This is a genomic window from Micromonospora sp. NPDC126480 (assembly GCF_040302465.1).
GTDB lineage: Bacteria > Actinomycetota > Actinomycetes > Mycobacteriales > Micromonosporaceae > Micromonospora.
Map to the genome: position 1 here is coordinate 265052 of NZ_JBEORU010000004.1, position 14236 is coordinate 279287.

Sequence of the window (14236 nt, forward strand, 5' to 3'; positions counted from 1 at the left end):
GCCTTCCGTTCATCGCATGCCGCCGGCCACGGTCTCGGCAAGCGCGGCCCGCAGCGCGAAGCCCTGCGAGCCCCGCGCGGCCTGCGGCCACAGCGCCGGCAGCCGGGCGCCGTGGTCGACGCCGATCACCCGCCAGCCGCTCTGCAGCAGGGCGAGGGCGGCGGTGGCGTGCGCGTGGTCGGCCTCGGTCCGGGCCTTGGCCGGGAGGGTGAGCCAGGTGGAGCTGTCCAGCAGGAACGCCACGCAGGTGGCTCCGTTGCCGCGGAGCGCGGCGAGCAGCTCGGCCTCGGCGGTGCTGAGCGACCCGAACAGGCCGATGATCAGACCACCGTCGGAGCGCTGCCGGACCCCCTGCACCAGTGTGGTGATCTCGACGCGCTGGTCGAGCCGGACCTCGGCCAGGTGGTCGAGGAGCAGCCCGTCGCCGGCCACCTCGGTCGCGTCGACGTCCGCGCCGGAGCCGGTGACCAGCCGCAGCTTGTAGCCGCCCTGCCGCAGGTGCACGGCGATGCTCGCGGCGGCCGAGACGGCCCACTCGAAGCTGGCCGTGGGGCCGTCGCCGCGGTGCCCGTACGCCCGGGTGTCGAGCAGGACGGTGGCCCGGCTCTCCCAGGGCTGCTCCTCGCGGCGCACCATCAGCTCGCCGGTGCGCGCAGTCGACTTCCAGTGCACCCGACGCAGGTCGTCGCCCATCCGGTACTCGCGGGTCGCCGCGTCGTCCTCGCCGTGCACCGCCACCGACCGGGCGCGGCTGTCGCCGCTGCCCGCGTACTCGCCGGGGAGCCGGACCATGGGCAGAGGCGTGACCTGCGGGATCACCGTGAGCCGGTCGGTGCTGGGGAAGGCCCGGGTGAGCTCGCACAGACCGAACGGGTCGGTCATGCGGACCACCAGCGGGCCGACCTCATACCGGCCGCGCACGTCGGCCCGCACCGTGTACGCCACCGAGCTGGCCTGGTGCGCGCCGAGCCGGTCCAGCACCACCCGGGGCCGGCTGCCCAGCGCGTACGGCAGCCGATCCTCGAGCAGGAGCGTGCCGGTTGGCAGCCGGGACAGGTTCTGCAGTCGCAGCACCACCCGGGAGCTGGCCCCGACCGGCACCCGGTGCGGGTCCAGCGAGCGGTGACAGGCCAGCTTGTAGCGGCTGCGGCCGACGTAGAGCGCCGCCAGCAGCGGCAGGACGGCGAGCAGCACGGCCACCCGGAGCAGGTCCTTCTCGCCGAGGATCGTCGCCGAGATCGCCGCGGCGACCGCCGCGGCGAGGAACGACCGCCCTCGGGTGGTCAGCCCCCGCAGCCCCTCGCGCACGTCAGGGCCTCCGCGGCTCGTACGGGGCGCGGCCGTTGCCGGTGACCGGCGGCCGGGTGTCGTACGGCGAGCGGCGACGCTCGTGCGGCAGCGGCAGCCGGTGCACGAGGTCGGAGACGATCGCGTCGGTGGTGCGCCGGGCCAGCTGCGCGTCGGCGGTCGGGATGATCCGGTGCGCCAGCACCGGCACGGCCAGCACCTGCAGGTCGTCGGGGAGCACGTAGTCGCGCCCCTCGAGCGCGGCGACCGCGCGGGCGGTGCGCAGCAGCTGGAGCGTGGCCCGGGGGGACGCGCCGAGGCGCAGGTCCGGCGCCTCCCGGCTCGCGGTGACCAGGTCCACCGCGTACTGCTTCACGGCGTCGGCGACGTGCACCTGCCGGACGTGCCCGATGAGCCGGCGCACCGTGTTGGCGTCGGAGACCGGCCGCAGCTCCTGCAGCGGGTCGGTCGCGCCGTGCCCGTCGAGCATCGCCAGCTCCGCGCCGGCGTCCGGGTACCCCATCGCGATCCGGGCGGTGAACCGGTCGCGCTGGGCCTCGGGCAGCGGGTAGGTGCCCTCCATCTCGATCGGGTTCTGCGTGGCGATCACCATGAACGGCGTCTGCAGCTGGTAGGTCACGCCGTCGACGGTGACCTGCCGCTCCTCCATGCACTCCAGCAGCGCCGACTGGGTCTTCGGCGAGGCCCGGTTGATCTCGTCGCCGACCACGAGGTTGGCGAAGACGGCACCGGGGCGGAACTCGAAGTCGTGCGTCTCCTGGTTGTAGACGCTCACGCCGGTCACGTCGCTCGGCAGCAGGTCGGGGGTGAACTGGATCCGGCGTACCGAACAGTCGATCGAGCGGGCGAGCGCCTTGGCCAGCTTGGTCTTGCCGACCCCGGGCACGTCCTCGATGAGCAGGTGGCCCTCGGCGAGGAGCACGGCCAGGGCGAGCCGGACGGTGGCGGTCTTGCCCTCGATGACCTGTTCGATGTTCGCCACGATGGCGTCACTGGCGGCGCGGAACTCGTCGTGCGGCAGCAGACCGCCCACCTCGTCCCAGGTCTGTTGTGTCACGGGCCTCCTCCTCGTCGCCTGGACGGCAGCTCTGTATAGAGCACCTGGACCCGCCGTTGGGTTCGCGCGAGCGTGCCACGTCTGCCGCAAAAATCTCACTGGTCTCTCAGGCTAACCATGTTTCTCGCTGTCGCCGACCCCCGCAGGTAGACCGCCGGTTACGCCCCGAATATTCGCCCGGCTGGGGGTGTGAAGACGGCGACGGTGGGTAGTCGCTGCCGACCAGAAGGGGACGATCATGGAGGAAACGACGCTGCCGGTCGACCTCGGTCACTGGCTGCTCGCGCTCTCCCCGGTCGTACTGCGCCCGCTGGCATGATCCTCGCGGCCGTCCTCGCCTGGCAGCTCCTGCTGGCCGGTGTCGTGCCGGCGCTGACCCGGTGGCTCGGACGCGACGCCGGCTACCTGCTGGCCATCGGTTACCTGATCGGCGCCGGGCTGCTCCTCACCCGGCTCCCAGTGATCCTCGACGACCGCGCCGTCACCGTCTCCTGGCCGTGGCTGCCGTCGGTGGGGGTGGCCGCCGGGTTGCGGATGGACGCTCTCAGCCTGGTGTTCGCCCTGCTCGCGCTGGGTGTGGGGGCGTTCATCATGGCGTACTGCCCGCGCTACCTGAGCGCGCGGGGCCGGCACACCGACGTGTACGTCACGATGACCCTGTTCGCCGGGGCGATGCTGGGCCTGGTGCTCGCCGACGACCTGCTGGTGCTGTTCGTCTTCTGGGAGCTGACGAGTGTCCTGTCGTTCGTCCTGATCGGGCAGGACGGACGGTCGGCGGCCCGCGGGCCGGCGACCCGCGCGCTGCTGGTGACGTCGGCCGGTGGGCTCGCGTTGCTCGCGGCGGTGGTCGTCCTCGCCGGCAGCCTGGGCACGACCGACCTCGACCGGATCCTGGCGGAGCCCGGCCTCCTGGCCACCGCTCCGACCGTGGCGGCCGGCGCCCTGGTGCTCCTCGCCGCGTTCACCAAATCGGCGCAGGTGCCCTTCCACTTCTGGTTGCCCGGGGCGATGGTGGCGATCACCCCGGTCAGCGCCTACCTGCACGCCGCCACGATGGTCAAGGCGGGCATCTACCTGCTGATGCGCTTCTCGGCCCTGTTCGGCGGCCGTTGGGCGTGGGACGTCACGCTCATCGGCGTCGGGCTGCTCACCGCGATCGTCGGCGCGCTGCTGGCCCTGCGCCAGCACGACCTGAAGGCGCTGCTGGCGTACTCGACGGTGAGCCAGCTCGGCCTGCTGGTCGGGGTGATCGGGGTGGGCACGCCCGCCTCGGACGCGGCGGCGATCCTCTACACGATCGCCCACGCCCTGTTCAAGGCCACGCTCTTCATGCTGGTGGGGATCATCGACCACCAGGCCGGCAGCCGGGACCTGCGGGAGCTGTCCGGGCTGCGACGCGTGATGCCGGTGACGGTCGCGCTGACCGCCCTGGCCGCCATGTCGATGGCCGGGCTGCCGCCGACGATCGGGTTCGTCGGGAAGGAGGCCATCTTCGAGGCGCTCACCGACGTGCACGGCGTGGCCTGGCTGGGCTGGACCGCGGCCGGCCTGGGGGTGCTCGCGTCGGTGCTCACCTTCGCCTACGCGGCGCGGCTGGTGTACGGCCTCCTCGCCGGCCCGATCCGGCAGCGCGGGCTGCACGAGCCCGCCTGGTCGTTTCTCGCCCCCGCCGCGTTCGCCGCCGTCACGGCGACGGTCCTCGGTCCGGCCGTGGCCGTCCTGAGCCCGCTCGTCGAGCGGGCCGCCAGCGACGCCCGACCCCAGGGGCAGGCGCCCTACCTGGCCTTCTGGCACGGCTTCACCGTGGCGCTCGGCCTGTCCGCGCTGACCGTCGTGCTCGGCACGCTGCTGGCCGGGTACCGGCGGCGCACCGACCGGCTGTTCGCCGCCCTGCCGACGGCACCGCCGTTCGCCGGGGCGGTCGAGCGGGGCCGGCAGGCCCTGGTGCGGTTCGGTGCGCTGGTCGCGCGCCCCGCCCGGGCGGCCGAGCCGGGACCGTACCTGGCCCGGCCGCTGCTCGCCGTGGTGCTGCTCGCCGCGGTCGCCGCGATGCTCGCCGGCCCGCTGCCCGCCCCGCGGGGTGACCCGTCGCGGCCCGGGGACTGGCTCGTGCTCGCGCTGCTGGCGGTCACCGTCGCGGGGCTCCTCACCACCCGGTCCGCGCTGGCCGCGGTCGCGTTGACCGGCGTGGTCGGGCTGCTCCTGTCGGCCTGGTTCCTCACCGCCGGGGCGCCCGACGTGGCGCTCACCCTGATGCTTGTCGAGGTGCTCACGGCCGTGGTGGTCATGCTCGCCCTGCGGGGACGGCCCGGCCGGCTGGCCGCACCGGGGCGCCCTCCGGGGGTCGCCGGAGGCGCCCTGTTGGCGCTGCTCGTCGGTGCCGCCGCGGCGGCGGGCACGGCGGCACTGACCGGTCGCCGGGAGCCGTCCCCGGCGAGCCGGTGGTACCTGCGGGAGGCGGAGCCGGCGACCGGCGGGGACAACGTCGTCAACACCATCCTTGTCGACTTCCGGGCCCTGGACACGCTCGGCGAGGCGGTCGTGCTCGCCGTCGTCGCCGTCGGGCTGGTCGCGCTCCTCCGGGGTCCCGCACGGCCACCGGCGGGCGGTGCCGCCGGCCCGACGGCGGTCCCGGAGCCCGGCACCGCCGCGCCACCGCCCGGACCCGACCAGCCGGCCGCCGGCCGTGCGGGCGCGGAGCCGACGAGCGGGGAGCGGCACCGACCGGACCCGGTGCTGGCGCTCGCCTACCGCGCCCTCGCCCCGGTGATGCTCGGCGCGTCCGCGGTGCTGTTCCTGCGGGGACACCAGGAAACCGGCGGCGGCTTCATCGGAGCGTTGCTCGCCGGCACCGCCGTCGGTCTCGGCCAGCTCGCCCACCCCGGCGGGGCGCCGTTGCTCGGCCGGCTCCGGGCGGTGCCGCTGCTGACGACCGGCCTGCTCCTGGCCCTCGCCGTCGGCCTGGCCCCGATGGCCGCCGGCCGGGCCTTCCTGACGCCGATCAAGGTCGAGGCGCCCGGCCCGCTGCCCGGGTCGGTCACGTCGTCGCTGGTGTTCGACCTCGGGGTGTACCTCATGGTGCTCGCCCTGATCGTGGCGGCGGTACGCCGGCTGGACACGGCGCCGTCCGGGCGCGTCCCCGGCCCGGTTCCGGAGGGCGTGCGGTGAGCGCGCCGCTGATCGTCGGCGTGCTTGTGGCGGCCGGCGTGTTCCTGCTGCTCCGGCCGGGGCAGTTGCGGCTCGTGCTGGGGTTCGTGCTGCTCGGCCACGCCGTCAACGTGGTGCTGCTGGCCGCCGGTGGCCTGCGCCGGCGCGAGGCGGCCGTCGACGGCGCCGGACCGGAGACGGTGGATCCGCTGCCCCAGGCCTTCGTGCTCACCGCCATCGTGATCACCTTCGGCATCACCATCCACCTGCTCGCCCTGCTGCGTCGCCGTCGGCGCGGCCGGGGGCAGCGAAAGCCGGAGGAGGAGGAGGCGTGAGCACCCTGCTGGTGCTGCCGGTGGCGGTTCCGCTGCTCGCCGCCGGCCTGCTGCTCGCCTTGCCCCGCCGGCCGGCGCTGCGCCGTGGCGTGGCGCTCGCCGGCACGGCGGCGGTCCTCGCGGTCGGGGTCGTCCTGCTGGCGACGACCCGGGACGGCGCCGTGCCGGTGCTGCGGGTCGGGGACTGGCCGGCCGTCGTCGCGATCACCCTCGCCGCCGACCCGCTGAGCGCGTTGCTGGTGACGGTGACGGCGGCCGTGGTGCTGGCCTGCCTGGTGGCCGCCGGCGGCACCGGCGACGACCGCGACCCGGCGTTCCTGCCGCTCGCCCTGGTGCTGTCGGCCGGCGCCTACGGCGCCTTCCTCACCACCGACCTGTTCAACCTCTTCGTGCTGATCGAGGTCATGCTCGTTCCCTCGTACGTCCTGCTGGGCCTGGCCGGCGGGCCGGGCCGAGCCGGGGCGGGACGCGTCTACGTCGCCACCAACCTGCTCGGCTCCACGATCCTGTTGACCGGTGTGGGCCTGCTCTACGGGGTCACCGGAACGGTCGGCCTGGCCGACCTGGCCGGCGCGGGCCGACAGGTCCCGGCCGCGGCCGTCGCCGGCGGCGTGGTACTGCTGGCCCTGGCGCTCAAGTGCGCGTTCGTCCCCCTGCACGACTGGCTGCCGCGGACCTATCCCACCGCGTCGCCGGTGGTGGTCGCGCTCTTCTCCGGCTTGCTCACGAAGGTCGGGCTGTACGCGGTCATCCGGGTCTACGCCGTGCTGTACGGAGGCGACCCGGCGTACCACCCGTTGCTGGTGGCGGTGGCACTGGCGTCCATGGTGGTCGGGGTGCTCGGCGCGGTCGGTGCGGGATCGATGCGCCGCGTGCTGGCCTTCCACATGGTGAGCCAGATCGGGTACGTGCTGCTCGGGCTCGCCCTGTTCACCGCGGCGAGCCTCGCCGCCGCCATCTTCTACCTCGCTCAGTACGTGCTGGTGAAGGCCGCCCTGTTCCTGTGCGCGGCCGTCGTCCGGGCCAGCCGGGGCACCGACCGACTGAGCCGGCTGGGCGGCCTCGCCGCCGCGCGTCCCCTGCTCGCACTGGCCTTCGGCGCCGCGGCCCTGTCACTGGCCGGCCTCCCGCCGTTCGCGGGGTTCCTCGCCAAGTTCCTGGTGCTGCGGGCGGCCGACGACGTCGGTGACCGGCTGGCGATGACGGTGGCGATCCTGGTCAGCCTTGTCACGCTGCTGTCCATGCTCAAGATCTGGGGCGCGGTGTTCTGGGGGGAGCCGCCGCGGCCGGCCGTACCCGGGCGAAGGGCTCGTGCCGGAGCCGCACTGGTCGGGCCGCCGCTGGCGCTCAGCGCGTGCGCTCTGCTCCTCGGGCCGCTCGGCGGGCCGCTGCTGCACGTGGCGGACGAGGCGGCGGCGGGCCTGCTCGAACCCGCCGGGTACGTGCGGGCGGTGACCGGACGATGAGCGTCCCGACGCCGTGGCGGGCGGTGGTGCGGGTGGCGCGGATCGTGCGGTTCCTCACCTGGTTCGCGGGCCGGCTGGTGGTGGCGAACCTGGTGGTGGCCCGGGAGATCCTCACCCCGGGTTCCGGGCTGCACCCGGCCATCGTCCGCGTCCCGCTGCGCACCCGGACCGACACCGAGATCGCCCTGGTCACGCTGTGCGTGACGCTGACCCCGGGGACTCTCACCCTCGCGGTGCGCCGGGACCCGCCGGTGATGTGGGTGCACGGCATGTACGCCTCGGACGCCTCGGCGTTCCGGGACACGATGGCGGAACTGGAGGGGCGGCTGCTGGCCGCCGCCCGGCCGGTCGGGGCGGTGGCACCGCCCGCCGGCCCAGACGTACGGAGGTGACCGGTGTTCCTGCTCGACCTGGTGCTCGTCGTGCTCGCCCTGTCCCTGATGGCGGTCGTCGGGCGGGTGATCGTCGGGCCGACCGACGCCGACCGGGCGGCGGCGCTCGACTACGGGTTCTTCGTGTTCCTGGCTGCCGTGGCCGTGCTGGCCGTCCGGCTGGACTCGCCCGACCTGATCGACCTGGTCCTCACCGGCACGCTGGTCAGCTTCCTGGCCACGGTCGCGCTGGCCCGGCTCGTGCACCGGCGGCGGTCGTGATCCGGGCCCTGGCCGCCTCGGTGCTGCTGGTGGCGGGGACCGGGCTGATCGCGGTCAGCGCTCTCGGCCTGATCCGGCTGCCGGACGTCTACAACCGGATGAACGCCGTGGCCAAGGCCGGCAGCCTGGGGGTGGTCTGCGTCCTGTTCGCGGTGCTGCTGCTGATGCCCGGCGTGCGGACGGCGGTGGTGGTCCTGGTGGCTGCCGGGCTGCAACTCGTCTCCGCGCCGGTCGGTGGGTACGCCCTGGCGCGTGCCGCGTACCGGGCGGGCAGCCCGCTGGCCGACGCGACCCGCTACGACGAACTCGGGGGGCGGGTCCCCGGCGCCGGGAGGCAGGACGGTGCCGGCTGATGCCTCCGGGTGACCTACGACAGCCGGCCGGGCCGGCGCGGTAGACTGCGGGGCATGGCCGGAGTCTTCCTGCTTCTTACCGGGCCGTGCTGATGCGCTGAGCGCGACAGCACGGCGGCCCCCTCCTGCGCGAGGGGCTTTTTTGTGCCCGCCGTCGGTCCGGTCCCTGCCGGGCGGGCGGGCGGTGAGCATCGACCGAGACCGCACGAGACAACCGCGCCGAGCGAAGCGAGGAGAGCCATGACTGAGGCAGCCGCACCGGCCGGCGACATCCCCCCGTACCGGTACACCGCCGCCCTGGCCGACGAGATCGAGCACCGCTGGCAGGACATCTGGGAACGCGAGGGCACCTTCCACGCCCCCAACCCGACCGGCCCGCTGGCCGACCCCGGCCACCCCAGGGCCGGCGCGGAGAAGCTGTACGTGCTGGACATGTTCCCGTACCCGTCCGGCGCCGGCCTGCACGTCGGCCATCCGCTGGGCTACATCGGCACCGACTGCTTCGCCCGCTACCAGCGGATGGCCGGGCGCAACGTGCTGCACGCGATGGGTTTCGACGCCTTCGGGCTGCCCGCCGAGCAGTACGCCGTGCAGACCGGCACCCACCCGCGCACCACCACCGAGGCGAACATCGCCCGGTACAAGGCCCAGCTGCGCCGCCTGGGGCTGGCCCACGACGAGCGGCGTTCGGTCGCCACAATCGACACCGACTTCTACCGCTGGACCCAGTGGGTCTTCCTGCAGATCTACAACGCCTGGTACGACACGGAGGCGAAGCGGGCCCGCCCGATCGCCGAGCTGATCGCCGAGTTCGCCGGCGGAACCCGGCGCACCCCGGACGGGCGGCCGTGGGCCGAGCTGACCGAGGCCGAGCGCCGGGCGGTCGTCGACGACCACCGGCTGGCGTACGTCTCGGAGGCCCCGGTCAACTGGTGCCCCGGCCTGGGCACCGTGCTGGCCAACGAGGAGGTCACCGCCGACGGGCGCTCGGAGCGGGGCAACTTCCCCGTCTTCAAGCGCAACCTGAAGCAGTGGATGATGCGGATCACCGCGTACGGCGACCGGCTGCTCGACGACCTGGACGCGCTGGACTGGCCCGAGCCGATCAAGCTGATGCAGCGCAACTGGATCGGCCGCTCCACCGGCGCGCACATCGACTTCCCAACCTCCGTCGCGCCGATCCGGGTGTTCACGACCCGGCCGGACACCGTCTTCGGCGCCACCTACATGGTGCTGGCCCCCGAGCACGACCTGGTCGACGCGCTGGTGCCGGCGGCCTGGCCGGAGGGGACGAAGGACGCCTGGACCGGCGGGCACGCCAACCCCCGGGCCGCGGTGGAGGCCTACCGGAAGGCGGCCGCGGCGAAGACCGACGTCGAGCGGCAGGCCGACACGAAGGAGAAGACCGGCGTCTTCGTCGGGGCGTACGCCACCAACCCGGTGAACGACGCGCAGATCCCGATCTTCATCGCCGACTACGTCCTGGCCGGTTACGGCACCGGGGCGATCATGGCGGTGCCCGGTCAGGACGAGCGTGACTGGGCGTTCGCCGAGGTCTTCGACCTGCCGATCGTCCGCACCGTGCAGCCGGCGGCGGGCTTCGACGGCAAGGCGTACACCGGGGAGGGCCCGGCGATCAACAGCGCCGCGCCCGACCGCGGCCTGGACCTGAACGGCCTGGGGGTCGCCGAGGCCAAGGCGCGGATCATCGAGTGGCTGGCGGCCGACGGGCACGGCGTCGGCGCGGTGACCTACCGGCTGCGGGACTGGCTGTTCAGCCGGCAGCGCTACTGGGGCGAGCCGTTCCCGATCGTGTACGACGAGACCGGCGCCGCCATCGCGCTGCCCGACGAGATGCTGCCGGTCGAGCTGCCCGAGGTGGACGACTTCTCGCCGCGAACCTTCGACCCGGAGGACGCCGCGTCGAACCCGGAGACGCCGCTGTCGCGTCGCCGGGACTGGGTAGAGGTCGAGCTGGACTTGGGCGACGGCCCGAAGCGGTACACGCGCGAGACCAACGTGATGCCGCAGTGGGCCGGCTCCTGCTGGTACGAGCTGCGCTACCTGGACCCGACCAACGCGGACCGGTTCGTCGACCCGGACAACGAGCGGTACTGGATGGGACCGCGCGGCGAGGGCGACTGTGGGGGAACCGACCTGTACGTCGGCGGCGCCGAGCACGCCGTGCTGCACCTGCTGTACGCCCGGTTCTGGCACAAGGTCCTGTACGACCTGGGCCACGTGTCGAGCTACGAGCCGTTCCGGAAGCTGTTCAACCAGGGCTACATCCAGGCGTACGCGTACACCGACGCGCGCGGGGCGTACGTGCCGGCGGAGGAGGTCGTCGAGCGCGACGGCGGGTTCTACCTGGGCGACGTCCAGGTCAACCGCGAGTACGGCAAGATGGGCAAGTCCCTGAAGAACGTGGTGACGCCGGACGAGATGTGCTCCGCGTACGGCGCGGACACGTTCCGGGTGTACGAGATGTCGATGGGCCCGCTGGAGGTGTCCCGCCCGTGGGAGACCCGGGCGGTGGTCGGCTCGTTCCGGTTCCTGCAGCGGGTCTGGCGGGCGATCGTGGACGAGCAGACCGGGGCGCTGCGGGTGGTCGACACCCCGGCCGACGAGGCGACCCGCCGGCTGCTGCACAAGGTGGTCGACGGCGTTCGCGGCGACATGGAGGGGATCCGGTTCAACACCGCGATCGCCAAGCTGATCGAGCTGACCAACGCGCTGACCCGGCTGCCGCAGACGCCCCGCGAGGTGGCCGAGCCGCTGGTGCTGATGCTGGCGCCGTTCGCCCCGCACGTCGCCGAGGAGCTGTGGCGCCGGCTGGGCCACCAGACCTCGCTGACGTACGCGGACTTCCCGGTCGCCGACCCGGCCCTGCTGGTGGCCGACACGGTGACGTACCCGGTGCAGGTGAACGGGAAGGTACGCGGCCGGGTCGAGGTGCCCGCCGACGCCGCCGAGGAGGCCGTGCGGAGCGCCGCCCTGGAGGCGGTCGCCGCGTCGCTGGCCGGCAAGGAACCGCGCAAGGTCATCGTCGTCCCCGGTCGGATGGTCTCCGTGGTGATGTAGAAGGAGGGGCCCCGGACGGGCGACAACTTCGGGGAAGGTGTCCCCTCCCGTTGCGCGGAGGCGGCACTTTCCCCGAAGTTGTGCCGATCTTGGGGCGGCGGGGCGGCGGCCCGGCGTGGGTCAGGTCGGGGTGTTGCGGCGGAGACGTTCGGCGCGCCACCAGCGGTGGATGAGCACCGCGCTGGCGATCAGGCCGAGCCCGGCCGGGGCGGCGGCGAACCAGTTGACCTCGTCGGGGGAGGTGGCGGCGGCGCCGACGGCCGCGTACCCGAAGGCGGTCGGCGCGGACGCGATGAGGCTGCCGGCGAGGAACGGCAGCACCCGCGCGCCGGTGGTGCCGTAGCCGTAACTGACCAGCCCGAACCCGGCGATCGGCAGCAGCCGTACGGTGACCACGCCGAGCACGCTCTGCCGGGCGAACCAGCCGTCCAGCCGGGCCAGGCGGCCACGGACCCGTTCGGCGACGAACTCCCGCCCGAGCAGCCTGCCCACCGCGAACCCGGTGGCCGCGGCCAGCAGCGCCGCGCCGAGGGCGTACGCGGCTCCCTCCAGCGCGCCGAACAGCGCACCGGAGGCCAGCGTGATGAAGGTCCGGGGGACCAGCGCCACGAGCAGCAGCGCCCCGCCGACGATCGCCGCCACCGGGGCGTACCCGCCGAGCTGGTCGGCCAGGTCGGGCAGCCGCGCCGGGTCCGGGTGGGGCACCACGAGCAGCGCCAGGCCGAACCCGGCGAGCAGGAGCAGCAGTACGCCGAAGCGGGCGGCGGCCGGATCGGCGAGGATCCGGCGGCTGGCGCGGAGGACCTGCCGGCGGCGTCCGCCCCGGGTGTCGGCCGGGCGGCGGCCGGCCGGGGTCACGGCCGGGCGGCGGCCACCGCGGCGCGGCGCTCGGCGCGGAGCCGGTCCGACCAGGTGTCGTCCAGCGGAGGCAGCTGGTTGACCCCGATCGCCCAGCGCAGCAGCAGGTCGGCCAGGGCCGGGTTGCGGGCCAGGGCCGGCCCGTGCGAGTACGTGCCGAGCAGCTTGCCTCGCCACGCGCCCTCGGTGACGCCGTCGTTGCCGACCCCGGCGGTGACCCGGGCCAGGGGGGACGCGTCCGGGCCGAGGTGGGTGCGCCCGCCGTGGTTCTCGAAGCCGGTCAGCGGCGGCAGGCCGAGACGCGGGTCGATGTCGCCGGCCAGCTCGCCGACGGCGCGGGTGGGGCCCCGGTCGGACGACAGGTCGAGCAGCTCCAGGCCGGCGCACTTGGTGCCCTTGGCGAAGAACGAGGTGCCGAGCAACTGGTAGCCGGCGCAGACGCCGAACACGACCGACCCCTGCGCGACCGCCCGGTGCAGGCTGCCGTCGGCGATCAGCCGCTGCGCGCCGAGCGCCTGCGGGCCGTCCTCGCCGCCGCCGATGAGGTAGATGTCGGCGGTCGCGGGCAGCGGCTGGTCGGAGCGGATCTCCAGCACCTCGACCGGGTAGCCGCGGCGCTGGGCCCGGCTGGCCAGAATGACGGCGTTGCCCCGGTCGCCGTAGGTGGAGAGCAGGTCGGGATAGACCCAGACGATGCGCAGGCTGTCAGAGGACACGGTCCAACTCCGCTCGGATGTCCTGGAACGCGGTGTAGTTCGCGATGACCTCCAGCCGGCCCTGCGGGGCCGTCCGGATCGCCTCGGCGAACGTGCGGACGTGCTGGAACGGCACGTCGTTGACGTCGAGCCGGACCGCGAGGTCGTACGCCCGGTCGCCGGTGATGAGCACCTGGCGGCCGCGCAGCGGGCTGAAGTCGACGTCGAAGAGCCAGGAGGTGTCCAGGCCGTCGGGGTCGCGGGCGTTGATGGAGAGCAGCGTCGGCGCCTCGTCGGCCATGTCGAACGCCTCCAGCCAGCTCGCCGGGTTCTTCGCCAGCAGCAGTCGGATCAGCCGCCCGTCCCGCTCGACCTGCGCGTACCGGCCGGCGACCGAGGTGACCGAGCTGAGCTTGAGCACCGCGTCGACCGGGCGTACACCGAATTCGGCCGCGACGGCGAGGGCGGTGGCCGCGTTGCCGAGGTTGACCTTGCCGGGGAGCTGGAGCTTGACCTTGTGCCAGGCGCCGGTCGGGTCGACCACGCCGTCGTCCTCCACCGTCCACTGCGGCTGCGGCCGGCGCAGCGGGCAGCCGGTGCACCACCACTGGTCGCCCTCGCGGGCGATCGTCGAGCCGCACTCGGGGCAGACCCACGAGTCGTCGTGCCAGCGCTGACCGGCGCTGAACCAGGTGACCTGCGGCGGCGTGATGCGGTGGTCGTGGTTGGGCGGCGGGGTGGCGGCCCAGACCACCATCGGGTCGTCGGCGTTGGCGACGACCCGGAGCTCGGGGTGCCGGACCAGCGCCGCGCGCCAGAGCTGCGCCATCATGGCGACCTCCTTGGCGCGGTCGAGCTGGTCGCGGGAGAGGTTGAGCAGGGCGACCACGTGGGCTTCGGTGGAGTCCAGCACCTGGGCGAGGTAGTGCTCGTCGACCTCGAGCACCGCGTACGGGGTGCTGCCGGCCTTGGCCAGCGCCGAGGTGTGCCCGGTGGGCATGTTCGCGCCGAAGGAGTTGGTGGCGACCTTGCCGAGCACGCTGACCGCGGCGGTGGCGAGGCGCGTGGTGGTGGTCTTGCCGTTGGTGCCGGAGATCAGGGCGATGGCGCGGCCCGCCGCGAGGTGGGCGAGGAGATCCGGATCGATCTTGAGGCCGATCCAGCCGCCGATGACCGAGCCGTCGCCGCGGCCCGCGGCCCGCGACAGCGCCGCGGCGGTCCGCGACACGGAGCTGGCCACCTTCGCCCGCAGGGGCATTTTCGCGTCCGTCACGCGAGCGAGG

Annotated in this window: 12 protein-coding genes; 7 read left to right on the forward strand and 5 right to left on the reverse strand. The window is 74.1% G+C overall.

Features of this window, described 5'->3' with window-relative positions; all coding sequences use genetic code 11:
• Positions 1-9: 9 nt before the first annotated feature.
• Both ABTW87_RS05930 and ABTW87_RS05935 read right to left on the reverse strand, forming a co-directional pair.
• Entirely contained in the window at positions 10-1308 is a 1299-nt protein-coding gene (locus ABTW87_RS05930; RefSeq protein ID WP_350648918.1) for a DUF58 domain-containing protein, read from the reverse strand.
• 1 nt (position 1309) lies between these two features.
• Positions 1310-2365: an AAA family ATPase gene (locus ABTW87_RS05935; protein WP_350648920.1), complete on the reverse strand. Its 1056-nt coding sequence runs from the start codon at positions 2363-2365 to the stop codon at positions 1310-1312.
• Between the two features lie 315 nt (positions 2366-2680).
• Here ABTW87_RS05935 and mbhE point away from each other — a divergent pair, with 315 nt between their 5' ends.
• From mbhE to leuS, 7 genes are all read left to right on the forward strand, one after another.
• Entirely contained in the window at positions 2681-5533 is a 2853-nt protein-coding gene (gene mbhE / locus ABTW87_RS05940) for a hydrogen gas-evolving membrane-bound hydrogenase subunit E (RefSeq protein WP_350648921.1), read from the forward strand.
• Positions 5530-5847: a sodium:proton antiporter gene (locus tag ABTW87_RS05945; RefSeq protein WP_350648922.1), complete on the forward strand. Its 318-nt coding sequence runs from the start codon at positions 5530-5532 to the stop codon at positions 5845-5847. Before mbhE ends, ABTW87_RS05945 begins: the two co-directional genes overlap by 4 nt.
• Entirely contained in the window at positions 5844-7313 is a 1470-nt protein-coding gene (locus ABTW87_RS05950; RefSeq protein WP_350648923.1) for a monovalent cation/H+ antiporter subunit D family protein, read from the forward strand. Before ABTW87_RS05945 ends, ABTW87_RS05950 begins: the two co-directional genes overlap by 4 nt.
• Positions 7310-7705, forward strand: a complete 396-nt coding sequence (locus ABTW87_RS05955) for a Na+/H+ antiporter subunit E (protein WP_350648925.1) — start codon at positions 7310-7312, stop codon at positions 7703-7705. Before ABTW87_RS05950 ends, ABTW87_RS05955 begins: the two co-directional genes overlap by 4 nt.
• Before the next feature lie 3 nt (positions 7706-7708).
• Positions 7709-7966 carry an MrpF/PhaF family protein gene (locus tag ABTW87_RS05960; RefSeq protein ID WP_350648927.1) on the forward strand — a complete coding sequence of 86 codons (258 nt, stop codon included), beginning with the start codon at positions 7709-7711 and terminating at the stop codon, positions 7964-7966.
• A complete protein-coding gene (mnhG, locus tag ABTW87_RS05965) occupies positions 7963-8319 on the forward strand; it encodes a monovalent cation/H(+) antiporter subunit G (protein ID WP_350648929.1) in 357 nt (118 codons plus the stop codon). The genes ABTW87_RS05960 and mnhG overlap by 4 nt, the downstream gene beginning before the upstream one ends.
• A gap of 240 nt (positions 8320-8559) precedes the next feature.
• A complete protein-coding gene (leuS, locus tag ABTW87_RS05970; protein WP_350648931.1) occupies positions 8560-11400 on the forward strand; it encodes a leucine--tRNA ligase in 2841 nt (946 codons plus the stop codon).
• Positions 11401-11520: 120 nt separating this feature from the next.
• Here leuS and ABTW87_RS05975 read toward each other — a convergent pair whose 3' ends face one another.
• From ABTW87_RS05975 to ABTW87_RS05985, 3 genes are read right to left on the reverse strand one after another with little or no spacing between them, the layout of a single operon-like run.
• Positions 11521-12258, reverse strand: a complete 738-nt coding sequence (locus ABTW87_RS05975) for a TVP38/TMEM64 family protein (RefSeq protein WP_350648933.1) — start codon at positions 12256-12258, stop codon at positions 11521-11523.
• Positions 12255-12974: a type 1 glutamine amidotransferase gene (locus ABTW87_RS05980; protein WP_350648934.1), complete on the reverse strand. Its 720-nt coding sequence runs from the start codon at positions 12972-12974 to the stop codon at positions 12255-12257. Before ABTW87_RS05980 ends, ABTW87_RS05975 begins: the two co-directional genes overlap by 4 nt.
• The gene (locus ABTW87_RS05985; protein ID WP_350648993.1) at positions 12964-14211 is read right to left on the reverse strand and encodes a MurT ligase domain-containing protein; all 1248 of its coding nucleotides are present in this window, start codon (positions 14209-14211) and stop codon (positions 12964-12966) included. Before ABTW87_RS05985 ends, ABTW87_RS05980 begins: the two co-directional genes overlap by 11 nt.
• Positions 14212-14236: the final 25 nt, after the last annotated feature.